The sequence below is a fragment of the Streptomyces sp. NPDC091280 genome (assembly GCF_044768565.1).
Lineage (GTDB): Bacteria > Actinomycetota > Actinomycetes > Streptomycetales > Streptomycetaceae > Streptomyces.
Map to the genome: position 1 here is coordinate 80,292 of NZ_JBIVUZ010000009.1, position 18,773 is coordinate 99,064.

Below are 18,773 nucleotides of genomic sequence, written 5' to 3' on the forward strand. Positions count from 1 at the left end.
GGGTGCGGTGGGGCGGCGATTCGTTGCGCGCCTGGTCAGTGCGGCCGTCCCCGGTGCGGGGAACCGGCTGTCAGACCCCCGGCGTAGGTTTCCGCCCATGAATCCTGACCTGGTCGACCGGCTCGCCCCCTTCCGCGCGGAAGCACTGGGGCGCGGGATACCGGCCGAGGACGTCGAGCGGTGGATCGGCCTGGCCCGTCCGTCCGCGACCCTCGTCACCGGCGGGGACGGGCCGGTCGTCGGCCGGTTCGGCGGGCCGCTGCTGCTGCCCGCCGACGCCCCCGACCCCTGGTTCCCGCTGCTCGCGACCCTCGACTGCGCGGCCCTCCCCGAGGAGACGACCGGCCTCCGACTACCGCCCGAGGGCCACCTGTTGCTCTTCGGCTTCCCCGAGATGACGTACTACGGCGGCACGGCCGGCGAGGTCGTGTACGTCCCCGGGGGAACACCCGTCGAGGAGCGGAGCGTGAAGTACCCCCACGTCTTCGGCGAGGAGGGCGACGGCTTCGACGCCACCGACGCGCTCGCCGTCCACGAGCAGTTCCCGCAGCAGGAGCTGCGGCTCGCGCCCGACATCTCCCTGCCGCACCACTTCCTGGCCCCCTCCCCGGAGCCCGGCGGCGAGACGATCACGCTTCCCGGCCACCCCCGCGCCTGGGACCTGGCGGAGGTCTGGCAGGAGACCTACGGCGGCGTCGCCGTGGACGGCCCCCTGCACATCGGCGGGTACGCCTTCCACGAGTGCACGGAGACGGACCCGGTCACGGACGCCGCGGCGGACGCGGACGAGGGGCGCCGGCACCGGGGTGACAGCGCGGAGCTGCCCGCGCCCGACGAGTGGACCCTCCTGGCCCAATGGGACATCGGCCTGACCGGCCGCGAGGGCTCCACCCTGCACTGGGTGATCCCGCGCCAGGATCTGGCCGAGCGCCGCTTCGACCGCGCGCACGTGTCGTTCTTCTGGAACCCCTGACCCCGCTACGGGCGGCGGCGCACCGGGGCGCGGGGCACCGCGAACACCGTGAGGACGGCCGCGTGGTCGGAGGGCCAGCAGTTCGACGCGACGTCCGGCCACGCACTGGGCGTCCCGACCACGACCGTCCGGGAGTCCAGCACGGTCAGCCCCCGGTACAGGACGTAGTCGATCCGGTCCTGCGGCTCGGCCCGCCCGCTGCCGTCCTCGTGCACCGGATGGATCGGCGACCAGGTGTGCCCGGGCTCGGCCACCGGGTCCGGGTGGACCTCCCGGTACGAGTCCCGCAGCCCCGCGTCCGCCGCCGCCCTGGTCACCGGCCACTCGACATCCGGCCAGTCCAGATGCGAGGGGCAGTTGAAGTCACCGACCAGCACGACGGGCACCGCCTCGTCGCCCGCCTCGGCGATCCGCCCGAGGGCGTCCCGCATCTGGGCGAGCCGAACGTCCTCGTGGGCGATCAGCTCCGCGGCCGGGAGCCCGTCGAAGGCGGACTCATAGGGGCCGTAGGGCGTGTAGTCGAGGTGGCAGGTCCACAGGTCGACCTCACGGCCCTCCCCCACGGCGATCCGCACCCCGGCCGCGCCGTAGAAGCCGACGTCGGGGTCGCCGAAGCGGGCCGTGATCGGGTGGCGGCTGATGATCCCGAGGTTCTCGCCGGCCCGGTGGTGGTGCCAGCCGAGCGCCTCGGCGAGTTCCTGGGCCGCGGTGCCGCCGGTCTCCTGGAGACCGATCACGTCCGCGCCGGTCTCCGCGACGACCTTGAGCTGCTTGGCGCGGTGGTCGTCGACCTTGCTGCCGCCGAGCCAGAGGTTCCAGCTCAGCACGCGCAGTTCGGGTGCCGTGCCGGAGGTCACCATCGCGCGCAGGTCCGCCGGGGTGATCCCGGTCAGGCTCGCCCGTACCGTCCGGCCGGGAGCCGTGTCGATCGGGGCGAGCGACGGTACGGCCAGGACCGCGCAGCCGGCCGCCTCGGCGGAGCTGACGCCGGTCTGGGTGTCCTCGACAGCCACGCAGGCCGCCGGGTCGACGCCGAGGGCGCGGCAGGCGGCGAGGTAGGGGTCGGGGGCGGGCTTGGTGGCCCCGGTGTCGTCGGCGGTGACGGAGACGGCGAAGCGGCTCGCGCCGAGGGCGTCGAGGACGGTGTCGGCGACCGCGCGGGGGGAGGCGGTGACGAGCGCCGTGGGGACGCCGTCGCGGGCGAGGGCGTCGAGGAGGTCGAGCGCGCCGGGGCGGGGCACGATGCCGGTGCGGACGCGGGCGGCGAACTCCCGGTGCAGGGCGCTCGCGAGGTCCGTCGGCGAGGCGCCCGTGGCCGCCGCGAGCCAGTCGGCGGTGTGCTCGACCGGGCGGCCGAGCACCTCCGGCTGGTCGGCCTCGGTGAGGGATCTGCCCGCGACCTGCTCCACCGCCTCCCACCACAGCCGCTCGGTGTCGACGAGCGTGCCGTCCATGTCGAACAGGACGGCCTGGAGCGGGAGTTGGGTGTGGGGGGTCACGTTTCTCTCTTTCAGTACAGGCACTACGGGGGCGCGTACGGCCCTAGGTCGTGTCGGCGAAGTCCCGTCGTTCGCCCGGAGGGCGGGTCTCGCGGCGTCCGGTGCGTGCGCTGGGGGTCCCCCGGCCGGAGGCTGGGGGAGTGCCGCCCGGAAGTCCTCGTACTGGGCGTACTTGGGCTTTCGGGCGGTGCGGCGAGCGTGCGTGCCGGGCGTCGCGAGGCAGGCGGGACTTCGCGGACACGGCCTAGGGGTTGATGCGTTCCGCCACGAGGACCGGCCGTTCGGGCAGCGACACCGTCACGGCGGCTCCGGCACCGAGTGTGGCGGCCTCGTGCGTGGGCAGGTCGGCCTTGACCTCGGTGCCGTCGCCGAGCCGTACCGTGACGCGAACGACCGCGCCCAGGAAGGCGGTTCCCACGACACGCCCGTCACCGGTCGCGTCGGCGCGCACGTCGATGGCCTCGGGGCGCACGAGCACGTCGACGTCGGGTCCGGCCGGGGCCGCGCCGTCGACCGGAAGCCGCTGTCCGCCGAGCACGTCGACGAGCCCGTCCGTGAGCCGTCCCGGGAGGCGGCTCATCGTGCCGACGAACTCGGCGACGAACGCGGTCGCGGGCCGGCCGTACAACTCGGCCGGGGCGGCGCACTGTTCGAGCTTTCCGGCACGCATCACGGCGACCCGGTCGGCGATCGACAGGGCCTCTTCCTGATCGTGCGTCACGAAGAGGGTGGTGATGCCGAGTTCCTGCTGAAGGCGGCGGATCTCCTCGCGCAGCGACAGCCGGACCTTGGCGTCGAGCGCGGACAACGGCTCGTCCAGGAGCAGCACGCGCGGGCGCAGGGCGAGCGCGCGGGCCAGCGCGATGCGCTGCTGCTGGCCGCCGGAGAGCTGGTGCGGGAAGCGCTCGCCCTTGTCGCCGAGCCCGACGAGGTCGAGCAACTCGGCCGCGCGGGACCGCCGTTCGGCCGTACGGACCTTGCGCATGCGCAGTCCGAAGGCGACGTTGTCGAGCGCGTTGAGATGCGGGAAGAGGCTGTACGACTGGAAGACCATCCCGGCGTCGCGGCGGTGCGCGGGCACGTCGGTGACGTCCTTGCCGTCGACCAGCACCTCGCCGGAGGTGGGGTGTTCGAACCCGGCGAGCATCCGCAGGGCGGTGGTCTTGCCGCAGCCGGAGGGGCCGAGCAGGGCCAGGAACTCCCCCGGGTTGACGGTCAGGTCGAGTCCGTCGAGGGCGACCGTCGGGCCGAACTCCCGGCGCAGGCCCCGGAATTCGACGGTGGCGGCGCTGTCCGTCGTGGTCTTCTCAAGCGTGGTGGCGGTCATGGTTCATCCCCGGGACGAAGCGGTTTTGTCACGGCCGCCGACACCGGCGAGCGTGAGGAGGAGTGCCCAGGTGACGACCAGGCTGAGCACGGAGACGGCGACGGAGAGCTGGGCGTTGGACCCGCCGACGCTGTAGATCCACACGGCGAAGGGCTGGAAGCCGAGCAGTTGGGCCACGGTGAACTCGCCGAGCACCAGGGCCAGGGTCAGGAAGGAGGCGTTCAGCAACGCCCCGCGCAGATTGGGCAGTACGGCTCGCACCAGGGCCTGCGGCCACCCGGCGCCGCAGCTGCGAGCGGCCTCGACGAGGGTCTTCACGTCGATCGCGCGCAGCCCGGAGTCCAGCGCCCGGTACACGAAGGGCAGCGCCATCACGACGTAGGCGAGGACGAGGACGAAGGGGAAGCTCGGGTTCTGGATGGCGACGAAGGTCTCGAACAGCGGGGTCCGGGAGAGGTAGTCGGGGCCCCACTTCAGGACCGTGGCGATACCGGCGACGAAGGCGATCGGCGGCACCACCAGCGGCAGCGAGCAGATCACCTCGACGACCGGGCGCAGCCGGGGCGCGCCGAGCCGTAGCGCGACCATGGCGGGCACCATCAGGAGCAGCACGACGGCGATGGTGGCGGCGGCGAGTTCCAGCGAGAGCAAGAGGCTGGAGGTGAAGCCGTCGGTGGAGACGATCTGGGAGTAGGCGTCGAAGGTGACGCCCTCGCCGGGCACGTCGACCGTGAAGATCACGGACGCGGCGAGCGGCACCAGGAAGTACAGGGCGGCGAGGCCGAGGACGACCCACCGCCAGAGGTTCAGGCGTCCAGCCATCGCGCGCTCCGTCGTTGCAGGGGCAGGTACACGGCCATGACCAGGCCCGCGACCAGGACCATGTCGAGGCTGAGGGCGAGGGCCACGTTCTCCTGGCCGACCAGCACGTTGCCGGAGATGGCGTCGGCGATCTGGAGGGTGACCAGCGGGACCGAACTGCCCACCATGGCCGCGGCGGTGGCGTACGCGGCGAAGGAGCTGCCGAAGAGGAGGACGAACCCGCCGAGCAGGGAGGGCAGCAGCACCGGCAGGGCGATGTGGCGCCAGTACTGCACGCCGGTGGCGCCGTTGTTCTGGGCGGCCTCGCGCCACTGGGTGCGCAGGCCCTCCAGGGCGGGCGTGATGGTGAGGACCATCAGCGGGATGAGGAAGTACAGGTAGACGATGACCAGTCCGGTGAAGCTGTAGAGGTCCCAGCCGTGGTTCTTGAGGCCGAGGTGGGTGGTGAGCACACCGGCGTTGCCGAGGGTGGCGACGAACGCGAAGGCGAGCGGGACTCCGCCGAAGTTGGCGAGGACGCCGGACGCGGTGAGGACGGCCTCGCGCAGCGCGCGGAAGCGGGAGGTGACGACGACCTGCGCGAGCGGCAGGCCGAGGAGGGTGCCCAGCGCGGCCGAGACGGCGGACAGCTTGACGCTGCCGATCAGCGCGGTGAGGTAGGCACCCTGGAGCGAGTCGGTGAGGTTGGCCGTGCTGTACGAAGTGGCGCCCGTCGTCTGGTCCTTGACGGTGAAGGCGCCGTTCAGCATCGCGACGGCGGGCACCCCGAAGGCGACCGCGACGAACACGAGCAGCGGGACCACGGCGATCCAGCCGGGGACGCGGCGCCGCCGCTTCGGGGAAGCGGCGGCGACCACGTCGGCCCGCGTGAGCGTGGCCGTCATCCGGAGACGGCCTTCGCCCAGCCGGACGCGATGACGGTCTTGGCCTTGGCCTGCTGGGCCTCGGTCGGGAACGACGGGGTGCCGGTGACCTGCGGGAGCTTGGCGGCGGCGGTCTTGTCGAGGGTGCCGGCGGACTCCATGGAGGTCATCAGGACCGGGCGCGCGTAGCCCTTGAGCCACAGGTTCTGGCCCTCGGCGCTGTACAGGTACTCCTGCCACAGGCGGGCCGCCGCCGGATGCGGGGCGTCCTTGTTGATGGCCTGCGAGTAGTACTGCGCGTACTGGCCGTCGGTCGGGATGGAGACCTTCCAGTCGAGACCCTTGCTCTTGAACTCGTCGGCGTAACCGGCGTTGAGGTAGTCCCAGTCGATGGAGATGGGCGTCTCGCCCTTCTCGACGGTGGCCGGGGTGGACTCGACGGGCGTGTAGTTGCCGTTCTTCTTCAGCTTGGCGAAGAAGTCCAGGCCGGGCTGGATGTCGTCGAAGGAGCCCTTGTTGGCGAGCGCCGCCGCGTACACGCCGCCGAAGGCCGAACCCGACTTGGTGGGGTTGCCGTTGAGGGCGACCTGGCCCTTGTACTGCGGCTTCAGCAGGTCCGCGAAGGTGGTCGGACAGGTCTTGACACGCTTGGCGTCGCAGCCGATGGAGATGTAGCCGCCGTAGTCGTTGAACCACTGCCCCTTCGGGTCCTTCTGGCCCTCGGGGATCTGGTCGAAGGAGGCGACCTTGTACGGCGCGAGCAGCCCCTGCTGGGCGGCGCTCAGCGCGAAGGAGGAGCCGAGGTCGAGGACGTCGGGCGCACGGTCCTGGCCCTTGCGGGAGGTGACGGCGTTGATCTCGTCCTGGCTGGAGCCGTCCGGGTTCTCGTCCGTGATCTTGATGCCGTACTTCTTGGTGAAGCCGTCGATGATGGCGCCGTAGTTGGCCCAGTCGCGGGGCACCGCGATGATGTGCAGCGTGCCCTCCTTCTTGGCGGCCTTCACCAGGGCGTCCATCCCGCCGAAGTCGGCGGCGGAGGTGGCGGTGGCGGCGTTCTTGCCGTCGGCGGTGGTCGACGAGTTGGTCGGGGCGGCGCCGCAGGCGCTGAGGGCCAGCGCGGCGACGACGGCGAGGGAACCACCCAGGACGGCGTTTCTCGGCGGGGACACGGTCACGGTCTCTCCAGGGGTGCGCACTTGGGTTAGAGCAGAGCGGAGAACTTGTCCTTCAGAACTTGTCTGAACAAGTTGGCCTCAGTACGCCCGGCAATGGTGTCTTGTTCGTAAACATTGGCGAAACCGTGACCCCTTCTTCTCTGCACACTCCTGGCTGACACGGATCACCGAGACAACTCGACTACGCTGCTCACGCTGTGCACACTGGTCGACCCGGAGGGGGAGCATGACGGCGCGACACGAGGAGATCGCCGACGAGCTGCGGAAAGCCATCGACCGCGAGGAGTACACAGTCGGCAGCCGGCTGCCCGCGGAGACGGACCTCGCCGCGCAGTACGGCGTCTCGCGCGGCACGGTCCGCCAGGCCGTCGCCGCCCTCACCGCCGAGGGCTTGATCGGCTCCCGCCAGGGCGCCCGCCGGATGGTGCTGGCCAGCCGCCGCAGCCAGAGCTTCGCGGAACTGCGCAGCTTCGCCGAGTGGGCGCGCGCGATGGAGCGCGAGGCGACCGGGCACGTGGTCGAGCAGGAGTACCGCCCGGCCACGGCCGAGGACGCCGTACGCCTCCAACTCGCCGAGAAGACACGGGTGTTGCACGTGCTGCGGGTGCGCGGCCTGGACGGCGAGCCGGTCCTCCTGGAGCGGACCGTGTACGCCGACTGGATCTCCCCCGCCGTCGAGGCGATCGAGCCCGACTGCCCGTCCGTCACCCAACGCCTGTACGACGACACGGGGTTGGTCTTCGCCTACGGCGAGCATGTGATCGACGCGGTGGCGGCGGGCGCGCAGGACGCGGAGCTGCTGGGCATCCGCCGGACCAGCCCACTGCTGCGGGTCCGCCGGGTGACGACCACCCGAGAGGGACGGCCCGTCGAGTGGTCGGACGACCGCTACCGTTCGGACGCGGTGACCTTCAGCGTGCACAACTCGATCGGGAACAACGCGCTGGCCCGCAAGACGGCGGAGTAGGACCGGAGCAACGGGATCTCCTCAACCGGCCGCCACACAGAACTCGTTGCCCTCCGGGTCGGCCATCACCACATGGTGTCCGTCGACCTCGGTGAGCACCCGGCCGCCCGCCTCCACCAGCCGCCCGGCCTCGGCCCTGATCGCCGCCCATCTCTCCTCAGGACCGCCCGGCACCCGGACCCGGATGTCGAGATGGAGCCGGTTCTTGGCGGTCTTCGGCTCGGGCACCTTGAGGATGGACAGGCGCGGGCCGCCGCCGTCCGGGTCGCACAGCCAGGCGCCGTCCTCCTCCCCGCCGTCGTCCTCCGGGTCGTAGTGGGCGATCCACTCGGCACGGGTGGCGAAGGGCGCGGGCGGCGGCTCGTCGACGTAGCCGAGGGCCGTCTTCCAGAACGCGGCGAGGAGTCGGGCGTCCGCACAGTCGAGGGTGAGATCGATTCGTGCTGCCATGCCCTCGACGGTACGACCCGGCACTGACAATCGGCCGCGCGTGCCCTGCTCAGGTGCCCCGCGCCGAGGTGCGCCCTGCCCAGGCATGTCCTGCCCAGGTCGAACGGCGGGATCTCGCGGACACGGCCTACGTCGGCGAGCCGGACGAGAAGCGGCGCAGCAGGGGGGACAGCACCAGCACGGACTTCGTCCGCTCCACGAACGGCTCCCCCGCGATCCGCTCCAACACCCGCTCGAAGTGGCGCATGTCGGCGGCGAAGACCTGGACGACCGCGTCGGCGTCACCGGTGACGGTGGACGCGGCCACCACCTCCTGGTAGCGCTCCAGACCCCGCCGGATGGTGTCCGGGGAGGTGTTGTGCCGGCAGTAGATCTCGACGAACCCCTCGGTCTGCCAGCCGAGCGCCGCCGGGTCGACCCGTACGGTGAAGCCGGTGATGGCGCCGGAGGCCCGCAACCGGTCCACGCGCCGCTTCACGGCGGGCGCGGACAGACCGACGAGTTGCCCGATGTCCGCGAAGGAGCGGCGGGCGTCCTCGGCGAGGGCGTGCACGATGCGTTCGTCGAGTTCGTTCAGCACTGCGGGCGGTTCACTTCTCTGCGCTGGCCGGGTGGTGACGGCGATGGCCGTATACGAAGTAGAACACGGTTCAGCCCCAGGCCGTGTCCGCGAAGTCCCGCCTGCCTCGCGACGCCCGGCACGCACGCTCGCCGCACCGCCCGAGAGCCCGAGTACGTCCAGTAGGAGGGCTTCCGGGCAGCACTCCCCCGGCCTCCGGGCGGACGACGGGACTTCGCGGACACGGCCTAGTCCGGATCGCCCGCCAGCGCCCGCGCCTCGGCGAGGTCCGCCTCGTCGAAGCCGATCCGCCCGGGCTGGCCGTGCACCTCCGCCTGTGCGTCGATCCAGCGGGTGTGCGCTTCCCAGGCGGCCTGCTTGCTCATGCCGAGCGCGGCCCCGATCTGCGTCCAGGACGCGCCGGCCTCACGGGCCGCGCGGACGGTGAGCTGACGGCCGTAGGCGGCCTTGCGGGCGACGACCTCGCTCAGGGCGAGCAGTTCGAGTGTCTCGGCCTTGTCGAGCGCCTCGGCGTCGCTGCCGAAGCCGGCGAGGGACTCGCGGGTGCGGAGGTGGTCGAGGCGGGCGACCGCGGTGAGGAGGGTGTGCTCGGGTTCGATGCCCTGGGGTGTGGTCATGGGTTCAGCGTCGCGTCAGGACCACTTGACGTCAAGGGTGCCTGACGTCAAGGGCACCTGACGTCATCGGTGCCTGACGAAAGGTCCCGTCGGGCAGGGGCGGGACGGCCCCCGAACGTCCCGGGCGGAGGGACCGCGGAACGACAGGGGCCGTAGGAAAGTAGGTCGGGTCAGCTCCAGCTGGCGTGCAGGGGCTTGCCCTCCGCGTAGCCGGCCGCGCTCTGGATGCCGACGACCGCCCGCTCGGCGAACTCCTCCAGGGAGCCCGCGCCGGCGTAGGTGCAGGAGGAGCGGACGCCCGCGATGATCGAGTCGATCAGGTCCTCGACGCCCGGCCGGGACGGGTCGAGGAACATGCGGGAGGTGGAGATGCCCTCCTCGAACAGCGCCTTGCGGGCGCGGTCGTAGGAGGACTCGTCCGACGTGCGGTTGCGGACCGCGCGGGCGGACGCCATGCCGAACGACTCCTTGTACAGACGGCCGCCCGCGTCCTGCTGGAGGTCGCCCGGCGACTCGTACGTGCCCGCGAACCACGAGCCGATCATCACGTTCGAGGCACCGGCCGCGAGCGCCATGGCGACATCGCGCGGGTGGCGGACACCGCCGTCCGCCCACACATGCTTGCCGTACTTCTTCGCCTCGGCGGCGCACTCCTTGACGGCCGAGAACTGCGGGCGGCCCACGCCGGTCATCATGCGGGTGGTGCACATCGCGCCGGGGCCGACACCGACCTTGACGATGTCGGCGCCCGCCTCGATCAGGTCCTTGACGCCCTCGGCGGCCACGATGTTGCCCGCCACGATCGGAACCTGCGGGTCGAGCGCGCGCACCTGCCGGATCGCGCTGATCATCGACTCCTGGTGACCGTGCGCCGTGTCGATGACGAGCGTGTCGACGCCCGCGTCCAGCAGCTGCTTGGCCTTCTGCACGAAGTCGCCGTTGATGCCGACCGCGGCGGCGATCCGCAGCCTGCCGCCCGCGTCCACGGCCGGCGAGTACAGCGTGGCGCGCAGCGCGCCCTTGCGGGTGAGGATGCCGGCCAGCCTGCCGTCCTTGTCCACGGCGGGCGCGTAGCGGCGGTTGGCGCCGTCCAGCTTGTTGAACGCCTCGCGCGGGTCGATGTCCGCGTCGAGCAGCAGCAGGTCCCGGGACATCACCTCGGCGAGCTGGGTGAAGCGGTCCACACCGGTGAGGTCGGCGTCGGTGACGACACCGACCGGGCGCTGGTCCTCGTCGACGACGACCCCGGCGTTGTGCGCGCGCTTGGGCAGCAGGGCCAGCGCGTCGGCGACGGTCTGGTGCGGGGCCAGCCGGATCGGGGTGTCCAGGACGAGATGGCGGCTCTTCACCCAGGACACGACGTCGGTGACGACCTCGATCGGGATGTCCTGCGGGATGACCACGAGCCCGCCGCGCCGGGCCACGGTCTCGGCCATGCGCCGGCCCGCGATGGCCGTCATGTTCGCGACGACCAGCGGAATGGTGGTGCCCGTGCCGTCCGGGGAGCTGAGGTCCACACCCTGCCGCGAGCCGACCGCGCTGCGGCTCGGCACCATGAAGACGTCGTCGTACGTCAGGTCGTACGGGGGCTGGATGTCGTTGAGGAAACGCACGTGCCGCACATCCCAGTCGATCGAGGTGACCCCCGGACAGGTCAGCCAGGGGGAAGAGCACGTACTTCATTGTCCCATGTCGGGCGTAATGCCATGCCTCGGAGCATCGTCCAAGCGGCCCGGCGGCAGCCCTGGAGGAACGCCCGAGCGAGGCCGTGAGCAGAGCCCGTGACCAGAGCCCGTGATTCAGGCGTGGACAACCCTCCTCACCGCCCGCCGCGGGAAGCGCTCCCACCGAGAGCCACCTGTCCCGCCTCGGCCGAGAGCCGGGTCGGGACAGGAATGCGTACAGGAATGAGTACAGGAATCAGCACAAGGATCAGTACAAGAAGCGGTGCAGCGGGGCGGACTCGGTGAGGAGCATGGTCAGCCGGTGCGCGAGTCGCTGCCATGCCTCGTCCTGGCCGTAGGTGAGTCTCACGTCCTCGCCGTCGGCCGCCTCGATCGCCGCGAAGAGGGTGGCCGTGTCGGCGTCGGGCGTGAGGTCCACCAGGGACAGCACCCGCGCCAGCGCGCCGACCAGGCCTACGGCGGTCTTCTCGGGGGTCAGGACGGTGCCGCGGACCGCGGCCACCACACCCGAGGGGTCGGGCAGGTCCGGCGGTGCCACGAGGAGTCCGGACAGCTCGCGCAGCAGGGCGTAGAGCAAGTCCGTGTCGCCGGTGGGGAGTTCGACGATGCGCAGCCCCTCGTGCTCCCAACGGCCGTTCGGCGTCCACACCTTGGGGCCGCGCGCCACCGCCTCGGCGAATGTCTCCCGCACCCGCCGGAAGACCACGAGCCCGTCCGCGAAAAGCGCGTGCGCACCAGCTCCCCCGGCCGACTGGGCTCCCCCCGCCGACTCGGCCAGCGGCGCCAGCAAGTGTTCCTCGACCCGGTCGCACTGTGCGTCGAGATCCGGATCCACGACCACGAGACGCACCGCCGTGCGCCGCTCCTGTTGCTCCATACCGACCACTGTGCCAGCCGCCTCGGACAATGGACCTAGCGGCCGACTCCACCCAAGGCGAGCACCACGGACAGGTTCGGCGTCCGCTCGACCGCGTCCGCGAAGACGTCGACCGCCGTGTCCCACTCCTCGGGCCGAGCCTTGGCGTACGCCCGCCAGTTCCGTACGACGACCAACAGGCCCTGTTCCACGGCCCCTTCGGGCCACACGGTGTGGTCGCCGAGGCTGTCGGCGAGCGCGTCCCAGTTGCGGCCGAACCAGTCCGGCAGCCCGAGCGAGCGAGCGACACCGTCCATCAGGCCGGCCTTGTCCGTGACCCCGTCGAGGTCGAGCGTGACCGCGAGCCGCGTCATCTCAGTACCGTCCTGAACGACTTGTAGTGATCATCGGTGTAGTAGATCTCGCCGCCCCGCCCGGTGACAATGCGCCGGGCCCCACGATCGCGCGAGCCCGGTGTCCGGACGGTGTACTCGTGGTAGTAACCGCGCTTCTGCGCCGGCAGCAGCTTCTCGTAGTTCCCGAAGACGACCCCGTCCTTGGCGTACGGGAAGGGGCCGCCCCGGTCGATGAGGGCGATGGTCTGCCGTGCTTCGGCGGGGAGTTGGGACACCTTGACGGTGCCCGTGCCCCCGCTCGTGGCGGTGGACGAACAGCCGACCGGCAGCAGGAGGGCCAGCAGGACGAGGAACACCCGGGAGACGAACCGCGGCAGCATGCGCCCGATGCTGCCACGGCCGCCCCCGTGGGAGCCGCTGTCAGGGCCGTCAGATCCCGTCGGGGTCCGTCCGGCCGAGTGCCGACTTCGGCGGTGTGCCGGCCGTCATCAGATAGTCCGCGGCGGCGGTGTCCGTCACCAGGCTGGTCACGAGACCGGACCGCAGCACCGCGTCGATCGCCGCCGCCTTCCGCTGCCCGCCCGCGATGGCGACGACCTCGGGGATACGGCGCAGCTGGTCCGCCTTGACGGTGATGCACCGCTCGCCCAGGTCCCGGCCGACCCGGCGGCCCTCGGCGTCGAAGAGGTGCGCGGACGTCTCGGCGGCGACCCCGAGGGACGAGTAGTGCGCCCGCTCCTCGTCGCTGAGCATGTCGTAGACCGTCGAGATGCCCGACTCCCAGGAGCCGATGGAGACACAGGCGACCGTGACCTTGTCGAAGTACTCGAAGGCCCGGGCGATCCCCGTCTGGTGGCGCAGCGCCTCGGCGGTGGCCGCGTCCGGCAGCAGCATCGGCGCGTAGATCGGGTGGGCGTCGCCGCCCGAGACCTGCGCGGCCCGCCGGACCGCCTCGACCGAACCGCGTTCGGCCGTCCCGGCGTCGTACACACCGGTCAGCTGGACCACCGTGCAGGGCGGCAGCCGGTCGAGGGCGGCGGCCATGTGGATGGTGGACCGGCCCCAGGCCAGGCCGAGCACATCGCCCTCGTTGACCAGCTCGCCGAGCAGGTCGGCCGCGACCTCCCCGAGGTTCTCGGGGTCGGGCGACTCGTCGCTGACCTCGGCCGGGGACTCGACCACGACGGCGTGCCTGAGGCCGTAGCGGGCGCGCAACGCGTCCGAGCGCTCCGCGTCCAGCTCGGCCGGTACGCGGATCTCGATGCGTACGAGATCCCGTTCGAGAGCGGTCTCCAGGACCCGGGCCACCTTGAAGCGGCTGACGCCGAACTCCTCCGCGATCTGGATCTTGGATTTGCCCTCAAGGTAGAAGCGGCGGGCCATGGCCGCCGCCTGCACCAGCTCAGCGGGTCCCATCCGCATGGCTGACCGGCCCGCCGACATACCCGACACGGCGATCTCCTCACTGCTGTTCACACTCTGGATTCGCCGTTCATCCTTGCAGATCCGGCGCACTTGATCAGCCTTGATGGCCGCCGTTCACATACCTGCCGCTCAGTGGTCGCACGCCCAGGATGCCTTGCTCACGACCCCTTCGGCCTGTGTGCGCAATGCACGTACCGCCGCTGCCGGGTCGGATGCCCCGTACACCGCCGAACCGGCGACGAACACGTCCGCGCCGGCCTCCGCGCAGCGCTCGATCGTCGAGGCCGAAACTCCCCCGTCGACCTGAAGCCACAGCTCCAGCCCGTGCTTGCCGATCAGCTCACGGGTGCGGCGGATCTTGGGCAGCATGATGTCGAGGAACGACTGGCCACCGAAGCCCGGCTCCACGGTCATGATCAGCAGCATGTCCAGCTCGGACAGCAGATCCTCGTAGGGCTCGATGGGCGTCGCGGGCTTGAGCGCCATGGAGGCACGGGCGCCCTTGGCCCGAATCTCCCGGGCGAGCCGCACCGGGGCGGCGGCGGCCTCGACGTGGAAAGTGACGGAGGAGGCACCCGCCTCGACGTACTGGGGCGCCCACCGATCGGCGTCCTCGATCATCAGATGGCAGTCCAGCGGGGTGTCCGTCGCCCGGGCCAGTGACTCTACGACCGGCACGCCGAGCGTGAGATTCGGGACGAAGTGGTTGTCCATGACGTCGACGTGGAGCCAGTCGGCGCCCTCGACCGCCTTGGCCTCCTCGGCGAGGCGGGCGAAGTCGGCGGACAGGATGCTGGGGTTGATCTGCACGGCCATGCCCCAAGCCTGCCATGTCCCGCGGGGGTTAGCGGCATCGGTCGGGGTCGGACGGGGTCGGGTGCGAGGGCGGACGCGGTCGGGTGCGAGGGCGGACGGGGTCGGGTGCGGGGTACGGGGTCGCCGTGCCCACTGCGAGAATCCGTCCCTGAGCGACGAGGGAGATGGCATGGGACAGCCGTTGGGACAGCCGTTCGGTTCCTACCAGAACGAGATCTACTTGAACGGGCTCGGCGGCATCGTGCCGTCCTACCCGATGGCGTTCGCGGAACTGGAGGACAGGGCACGCGCCGCGCTCCCGCCCTCCGTGTGGTCCTACGTCGCGGGCGGCGCGGGCGACGAACGCACCCAGCGCGCCAACGTGACCGCCTTCGACCACTGGGGGCTGGTCCCCCGGATGTTCGTCGGCGCGGCCCAACGCGACCTGTCCGTCGACCTGTTCGGGCTCAAGCTGCCCTCCCCCGTCTTCATGGCGCCGATCGGGGTCATCGGCCTGTGCGCCCAGGACGGACACGGCGACCTGGCGACCGCGCGGGCCGCCGCGCGCACCGGCGTGCCGATGGTGGCCTCCACGCTCACCGTGGACCCGCTGGAAGAGGTCGCGGGAGAGTCCGGCGACACTCCGGGCTTCTTCCAGCTCTACACCCCCACGGACCGCGACCTCGCCGCGAGCCTCGTCCACCGCGCCGAACAGGCCGGCTACAAGGGCATCGTGGTCACCCTGGACACGTGGATCACCGGCTGGCGCCCCCGCGACCTGTCCACCGCCAACTTCCCCCAGCTGCGCGGCCACTGCCTCGCCAACTACACGAGCGACCCGGTCTTCCGCAGCCGTCTCGCCCGCACCCCGGAGGAGGACCCCCAGTCCGCGGTCCTCCTCTGGACGCAGCTCTTCGGCAACCCCCTCACCTGGGACGACCTGCCCTGGCTGCGCTCCCTCACCACCCTCCCGCTGATCGTCAAGGGCATCTGCCACCCCGAGGACGTCCGCCGGGCCAAGGACGGCGGCGTCGACGCCGTCTACTGCTCCAACCACGGCGGCCGTCAGGCCAACGGCGGCCTCCCCGCACTCGACGCCCTCCCGTCCGTGGTCGAGGCCGCCGACGGCCTCCCGGTCCTCTTCGACTCCGGCGTCCGCAGCGGCGCCGACATCGTCAAGGCCATCGCCCTGGGCGCCACCGCGGTGGGCATCGGCCGCCCGTACGCCTACGGCCTGGCCCTGGGCGGCACGGACGGCATCGTCCACGTCCTACGGTCCCTCCTCGCGGAAGCGGACCTGATCATGGCGGTCGACGGATACCCGACCCTGGCGAGCCTCACGGCGGATGCGCTTCGGCGGGTGGGGGGAGGACGGGGGTGATGGCGGGGGTGGCCTCGCCGACCGGGCTGCCCGCGATGTGTGGACGGCCCGCCCTTGGGGGTGTGCATGAGTGACGACCAGGTGACGATCAAGCTCACGAGTGACGAGGCGCTGGTGCTGTCGCACTGGCTGGAGAATCTCCAGATGACGGATCTCAGTCGTGTCGTCGACGATCCGGCGGTGTGGGCGCCGATCCATCGAATCGCCGGAACACTCGACAAGGCACTACCTGAACTGTTCGGCCCTGACTATGCCCAGCGACTTGAGGCCGCCCGGCGGCGGCTTCAGCGGGAGGACTGATCGAGCCGCCCGCACTCCTCGGTCCTCCGGCCGAAGCCGGGTGAGGGTCGCGGAAGGCGCCGCTCGCACCGCGTCCGGCAACGTTCCGTACCAGCAAGGCAGTTGACAGCCCCGACGCGCTGAGCCATCCCGCCGGTCACCAACCCCCGTAACCCCGCATCGACCGGGCGACACCTCACCCAGTACGACGGATCAGCGCCAGGTACATCGCGTCGGTGCCGTGCAGATGCGGCCACAGCTGGACGTCGGGACCGTCGCCGAGGGCCGGGACTCCCGGCAGGAGAGGGCGGGCGTCGAGGAGTTCGGTGTGCGGGTACTGCTTGAGGAGGTCTTCGACGACGGCCCGGGTCTCGGCGAGGTGCGGTGAGCACGTCGCGTAGCCGACGACACCGCCGACCCGGACGGATTCCAGCGCGGTGCGCAGCAGCCCGCGCTGGAGGGGCCCGAACCCGTCGAGGTCCTCCGGACGGCGCCGCCAGCGCGCCTCGGGGCGGCGGCGCAGCGCGCCGAGGCCGGTGCAGGGCACGTCCATCAGGACACGGTCGAAGCTGCCGGGCCGCCACGGCGGCCGGGTCCCGTCGGCGGCGATGACCTGATAAGGCCCGGGGTTCCCGGCGAGCGCCTTCGCCACCAGGCCCGCGCGGTGGGGCTGCTTCTCGGAGGCGAGGAGCGTCGCCCCGCGATCGGCGGCCACGGCGGCGAGCAGCGCGGCCTTGCCGCCGGGCCCCGCGCATCCGTCGAGCCAGGTCTTGTCCGGCCCGTCGAGCGGCGCGTTGGCGAGCGCGAGGGCGACCAGCTGGCTGCCCTCGTCCTGCACCCCGGCGCGGCCTTCCTTCACGGCGGTCACGGCCCCGGGTTCGCCGCCCTCGCTGAGCCGCACGGCGTACGGCGACCAGCGCCCCGGCAACGCGGCCTCCTCACCCATGAGTTCGTCGGTGGTGGACCGGCCGGGCCTGGCCACGAGGGTCACCTCGGGCCGCTCGTTGTCGGCCTCCAGCAGGTCCTCGATCCCGGCGCGCGGTCCGCCGAGCGAGTCCCACAGCGCGGAGACGACCCAGCGCGGGTGGGAGTGCACGATGGCGAGGTTGTCCTCGGGGTCGTCCTCGTAGGGCGGCGCGACCCGTTCGACCCAGGTGTCGAAGTCGTCCCGCGCGACCTTCCGCAGCACGGCGTTGACGAACTTGGCCCGTCCGTCGCCGAGGACGACCCGGGCGAGTTCGACGGAGGCGGACACGGCCGCGTGGGTCGGGATCCGCGTCCCGAGCAGCTGGTGCACGCCGAGGCTCAGCACGTCCAGCACCGGCGGGTCGACCTCGCGCAGCGGCCGGTCGACGCAGGAAGCGATGATCGCGTCGTACGTCCCCTGCCGGCGCAGCGTGCCGTAGACCAGTTCGGTGGCGAGCGCCGCGTCCCGTGCGTCGAACTTCTCGGGTCCCTCCTTCTCGCGCGCCTTGCGGAGCAGCGGCGGCAGGACGAGGTTGGCGTACGCGTCCCGCTCGTCCACGGCCCTGAGCGCCTCGAAGGCGAGGATGCGGACGGGGTCCTTCTGCGGCCGGCGGTAGGGCTTGCCGGGTTTACGGGGTCGAGGGGACTGCTCGCTCACGAAAAAGGTGCTCCGGATTTCTGGCCGAGATGTCCCTCAAGCCTACGTCGCACCGGCCCGACCGCGCGCGGGACGTCACGCCCCGGAACCTCACACCCCGGTACGTCACACCCCGGTACATCACGCCCCCCGGCCTCAGAGGGTCCCGACCGACTCCCCCGCCCCGATCCGCGCCCCACGCGCCCAGTCCGCCGCCCGCATCGGCTTCTTGCCCTGCGCCTGCACCCACAGCAGCTCGACGGCGTACGACCCGGTGCCCACGTAGACGTTGTTCTTGCCGACCGACAGCTCACCGGGCGCGAGGTCGGTCCGCTCCGGCACGGGCAGGGCCTGCACGATCTTGAGCCGCTCGCCCCGGAACCCGGTCCAGGCGCCGGGCGCCGGGGTGCACCCGCGCACCACCCGGTCCACGCGCAGCCCGGGAGCGGCCCAGTCGACCTGGGCGTCCTCGACGTTGATCTTCGGCGCGAGGGTGATGCCGTCACCGGGCTGCGGTACGGCCTTGAGGGTGCCGTCCTCGATGCCGTCCATGGTCGCCGCGAGCAGGCCGGAGCCGGCGAACGCGAGCCGGGTGAGCAGGTCGCCGCTGGTGTCGGTGGAGCGGATCTCCTCGGTGACGGTGCCGTAGACGGGCCCGGAGTCGAGCCCTTCCTCGATCAGGAAGGTGGACGCGCCGGTGATCTCGTCGCCGGACATGATGGAGTGCTGCACGGGAGCGGCGCCGCGCCAGGCGGGCAGCAGCGAGAAGTGCAGGTTGACCCAGCCGTGGGCGGGGATGTCGAGGGCGACACGGGGCAGCAGGGCGCCGTAGGCGACGACGGGACAGCAGTCGGGCGCGATCTCGCGCAGCCGCTCCAGGAACTCCGGGTCGCGCGGCCTGACCGGCTTCAGTACCTCGATGCCCGCCTCCTCGGCCCGCTCGGCGACCGGGCTCGCGACGAGCCTGCGCCCACGCCCGGCCGGTGCGTCGGGCCGCGTGACGACGGCGGCCACCTCGTGCCGCCCGGAGGCGATCAGGGCGTCCAGTGCGGGAACTGCGACCTCGGGGGTACCGGCGAAGACGAGCTTCATGGCTGGGTTCGGGCCTCTCGGGCGGGGG

20 protein-coding genes are annotated in these 18,773 nt (G+C 71.8%); 4 read left to right on the plus strand and 16 right to left on the minus strand.

The annotated features are described in order from the left end of the window. Window positions 1–97: 97 nt before the first annotated feature. Window positions 98–973, plus strand: a complete 876-nt coding sequence (locus ACIQPR_RS26515; RefSeq protein ID WP_403652896.1) for a DUF1963 domain-containing protein — start codon at window positions 98–100, stop codon at window positions 971–973. 5 nt (window positions 974–978) lie between these two features. Here ACIQPR_RS26515 and ACIQPR_RS26520 read toward each other — a convergent pair whose 3' ends face one another. The 5 genes from ACIQPR_RS26520 to ACIQPR_RS26540 form a co-directional block, all read right to left on the minus strand. Continuing rightward, window positions 979–2,472, minus strand: coding sequence for an HAD-IA family hydrolase (locus ACIQPR_RS26520; protein WP_403652899.1), 1,494 nt, complete (start codon window positions 2,470–2,472; stop codon window positions 979–981). A gap of 244 nt (window positions 2,473–2,716) precedes the next feature. Beyond that, a complete protein-coding gene (locus ACIQPR_RS26525) occupies window positions 2,717–3,799 on the minus strand; it encodes an ABC transporter ATP-binding protein (protein WP_403652901.1) in 1,083 nt (360 codons plus the stop codon). Between the two features lie 3 nt (window positions 3,800–3,802). Beyond that, window positions 3,803–4,621: an ABC transporter permease gene (locus tag ACIQPR_RS26530; protein ID WP_403652905.1), complete on the minus strand. Its 819-nt coding sequence runs from the start codon at window positions 4,619–4,621 to the stop codon at window positions 3,803–3,805. Then, window positions 4,606–5,505, minus strand: a complete 900-nt coding sequence (locus ACIQPR_RS26535; RefSeq protein WP_403652908.1) for an ABC transporter permease — start codon at window positions 5,503–5,505, stop codon at window positions 4,606–4,608. Before ACIQPR_RS26535 ends, ACIQPR_RS26530 begins: the two co-directional genes overlap by 16 nt. Then, a complete protein-coding gene (locus ACIQPR_RS26540; RefSeq protein WP_403652911.1) occupies window positions 5,502–6,659 on the minus strand; it encodes an ABC transporter substrate-binding protein in 1,158 nt (385 codons plus the stop codon). The genes ACIQPR_RS26535 and ACIQPR_RS26540 overlap by 4 nt, the downstream gene beginning before the upstream one ends. 226 nt (window positions 6,660–6,885) lie before the next feature. Here ACIQPR_RS26540 and ACIQPR_RS26545 point away from each other — a divergent pair, with 226 nt between their 5' ends. Continuing rightward, complete coding sequence (locus ACIQPR_RS26545) at window positions 6,886–7,626, plus strand: GntR family transcriptional regulator (RefSeq protein ID WP_403652914.1); 741 nt, start codon at window positions 6,886–6,888, stop codon at window positions 7,624–7,626. A gap of 21 nt (window positions 7,627–7,647) precedes the next feature. On the opposite strand, the gene ACIQPR_RS26550 is transcribed toward ACIQPR_RS26545, so the two are convergent. From ACIQPR_RS26550 to rpe, 9 genes are all read right to left on the minus strand, one after another. Then, on the minus strand, window positions 7,648–8,076 hold the full coding sequence (locus ACIQPR_RS26550; RefSeq protein ID WP_403652917.1) for a VOC family protein: 429 nt from the start codon (window positions 8,074–8,076) through the stop codon (window positions 7,648–7,650). A gap of 127 nt (window positions 8,077–8,203) precedes the next feature. Beyond that, window positions 8,204–8,656: an Lrp/AsnC family transcriptional regulator gene (locus ACIQPR_RS26555; RefSeq protein ID WP_403652920.1), complete on the minus strand. Its 453-nt coding sequence runs from the start codon at window positions 8,654–8,656 to the stop codon at window positions 8,204–8,206. A 227-nt stretch (window positions 8,657–8,883) separates the two neighbouring features. After that, a complete protein-coding gene (locus ACIQPR_RS26560; RefSeq protein ID WP_403652922.1) occupies window positions 8,884–9,273 on the minus strand; it encodes a hypothetical protein in 390 nt (129 codons plus the stop codon). A 170-nt stretch (window positions 9,274–9,443) separates the two neighbouring features. Beyond that, entirely contained in the window at window positions 9,444–10,886 is a 1,443-nt protein-coding gene (locus tag ACIQPR_RS26565; protein ID WP_403652925.1) for a GuaB1 family IMP dehydrogenase-related protein, read from the minus strand. A 319-nt stretch (window positions 10,887–11,205) separates the two neighbouring features. Further along, entirely contained in the window at window positions 11,206–11,835 is a 630-nt protein-coding gene (locus tag ACIQPR_RS26570; RefSeq protein ID WP_403652927.1) for a hypothetical protein, read from the minus strand. A gap of 35 nt (window positions 11,836–11,870) precedes the next feature. Then, complete coding sequence (locus ACIQPR_RS26575) at window positions 11,871–12,188, minus strand: barstar family protein (protein WP_403652929.1); 318 nt, start codon at window positions 12,186–12,188, stop codon at window positions 11,871–11,873. Beyond that, window positions 12,185–12,550, minus strand: coding sequence for a ribonuclease domain-containing protein (locus ACIQPR_RS26580; protein WP_403652932.1), 366 nt, complete (start codon window positions 12,548–12,550; stop codon window positions 12,185–12,187). Before ACIQPR_RS26580 ends, ACIQPR_RS26575 begins: the two co-directional genes overlap by 4 nt. 49 nt (window positions 12,551–12,599) lie before the next feature. Next, window positions 12,600–13,646 (minus strand): sugar-binding transcriptional regulator, encoded by a 1,047-nt coding sequence (locus ACIQPR_RS26585; protein ID WP_403652935.1) that lies wholly within the window; start codon window positions 13,644–13,646, stop codon window positions 12,600–12,602. Window positions 13,647–13,724: 78 nt separating this feature from the next. After that, entirely contained in the window at window positions 13,725–14,411 is a 687-nt protein-coding gene (gene rpe, locus ACIQPR_RS26590) for a ribulose-phosphate 3-epimerase (protein ID WP_403652938.1), read from the minus strand. A 169-nt stretch (window positions 14,412–14,580) separates the two neighbouring features. On the opposite strand from rpe, the gene ACIQPR_RS26595 reads away from it, so the two are divergent. Together ACIQPR_RS26595 and ACIQPR_RS26600 are read left to right on the plus strand one after the other, a co-directional pair. After that, window positions 14,581–15,771, plus strand: coding sequence for an alpha-hydroxy-acid oxidizing protein (locus ACIQPR_RS26595; protein ID WP_403652941.1), 1,191 nt, complete (start codon window positions 14,581–14,583; stop codon window positions 15,769–15,771). 66 nt (window positions 15,772–15,837) lie between these two features. Continuing rightward, window positions 15,838–16,071, plus strand: coding sequence for a hypothetical protein (locus ACIQPR_RS26600; RefSeq protein WP_403652944.1), 234 nt, complete (start codon window positions 15,838–15,840; stop codon window positions 16,069–16,071). 175 nt (window positions 16,072–16,246) lie between these two features. Here the strand turns inward: ACIQPR_RS26600 and ACIQPR_RS26605 are convergent, their stop codons facing one another. Both ACIQPR_RS26605 and fmt read right to left on the minus strand, forming a co-directional pair. Continuing rightward, window positions 16,247–17,674, minus strand: a complete 1,428-nt coding sequence (locus tag ACIQPR_RS26605) for an RsmB/NOP family class I SAM-dependent RNA methyltransferase (protein WP_403652947.1) — start codon at window positions 17,672–17,674, stop codon at window positions 16,247–16,249. Window positions 17,675–17,809: 135 nt separating this feature from the next. After that, window positions 17,810–18,745, minus strand: a complete 936-nt coding sequence (gene fmt, locus ACIQPR_RS26610) for a methionyl-tRNA formyltransferase (RefSeq protein ID WP_403652950.1) — start codon at window positions 18,743–18,745, stop codon at window positions 17,810–17,812. Window positions 18,746–18,773 lie beyond the last annotated feature (28 nt).

What these genes read in the sequence shown, in the direction of transcription:
- ACIQPR_RS26515 (WP_403652896.1), top strand. Translation starts at nt 98, where the DNA reads ATGAATCCTGACCTGGTCGACCGGCTCGCCCCCTTCCGCGCGGAAGCA.
- ACIQPR_RS26525 (WP_403652901.1), bottom strand. Translation starts at nt 3,799, where the DNA reads ATGACCGCCACCACGCTTGAGAAGACCACGACGGACAGCGCCGCCACC.
- ACIQPR_RS26530 (WP_403652905.1), bottom strand. Translation starts at nt 4,621, where the DNA reads ATGGCTGGACGCCTGAACCTCTGGCGGTGGGTCGTCCTCGGCCTCGCC.
- ACIQPR_RS26535 (WP_403652908.1), bottom strand. Translation starts at nt 5,505, where the DNA reads ATGACGGCCACGCTCACGCGGGCCGACGTGGTCGCCGCCGCTTCCCCG.
- ACIQPR_RS26545 (WP_403652914.1), top strand. Translation starts at nt 6,886, where the DNA reads ATGACGGCGCGACACGAGGAGATCGCCGACGAGCTGCGGAAAGCCATC.
- ACIQPR_RS26550 (WP_403652917.1), bottom strand. Translation starts at nt 8,076, where the DNA reads ATGGCAGCACGAATCGATCTCACCCTCGACTGTGCGGACGCCCGACTC.
- ACIQPR_RS26560 (WP_403652922.1), bottom strand. Translation starts at nt 9,273, where the DNA reads ATGACCACACCCCAGGGCATCGAACCCGAGCACACCCTCCTCACCGCG.
- ACIQPR_RS26570 (WP_403652927.1), bottom strand. Translation starts at nt 11,835, where the DNA reads ATGGAGCAACAGGAGCGGCGCACGGCGGTGCGTCTCGTGGTCGTGGAT.
- ACIQPR_RS26575 (WP_403652929.1), bottom strand. Translation starts at nt 12,188, where the DNA reads ATGACGCGGCTCGCGGTCACGCTCGACCTCGACGGGGTCACGGACAAG.
- ACIQPR_RS26580 (WP_403652932.1), bottom strand. Translation starts at nt 12,550, where the DNA reads ATGCTGCCGCGGTTCGTCTCCCGGGTGTTCCTCGTCCTGCTGGCCCTC.
- rpe (WP_403652938.1), bottom strand. Translation starts at nt 14,411, where the DNA reads ATGGCCGTGCAGATCAACCCCAGCATCCTGTCCGCCGACTTCGCCCGC.
- ACIQPR_RS26595 (WP_403652941.1), top strand. Translation starts at nt 14,581, where the DNA reads ATGGGACAGCCGTTGGGACAGCCGTTCGGTTCCTACCAGAACGAGATC.
- ACIQPR_RS26600 (WP_403652944.1), top strand. Translation starts at nt 15,838, where the DNA reads ATGAGTGACGACCAGGTGACGATCAAGCTCACGAGTGACGAGGCGCTG.
- fmt (WP_403652950.1), bottom strand. Translation starts at nt 18,745, where the DNA reads ATGAAGCTCGTCTTCGCCGGTACCCCCGAGGTCGCAGTTCCCGCACTG.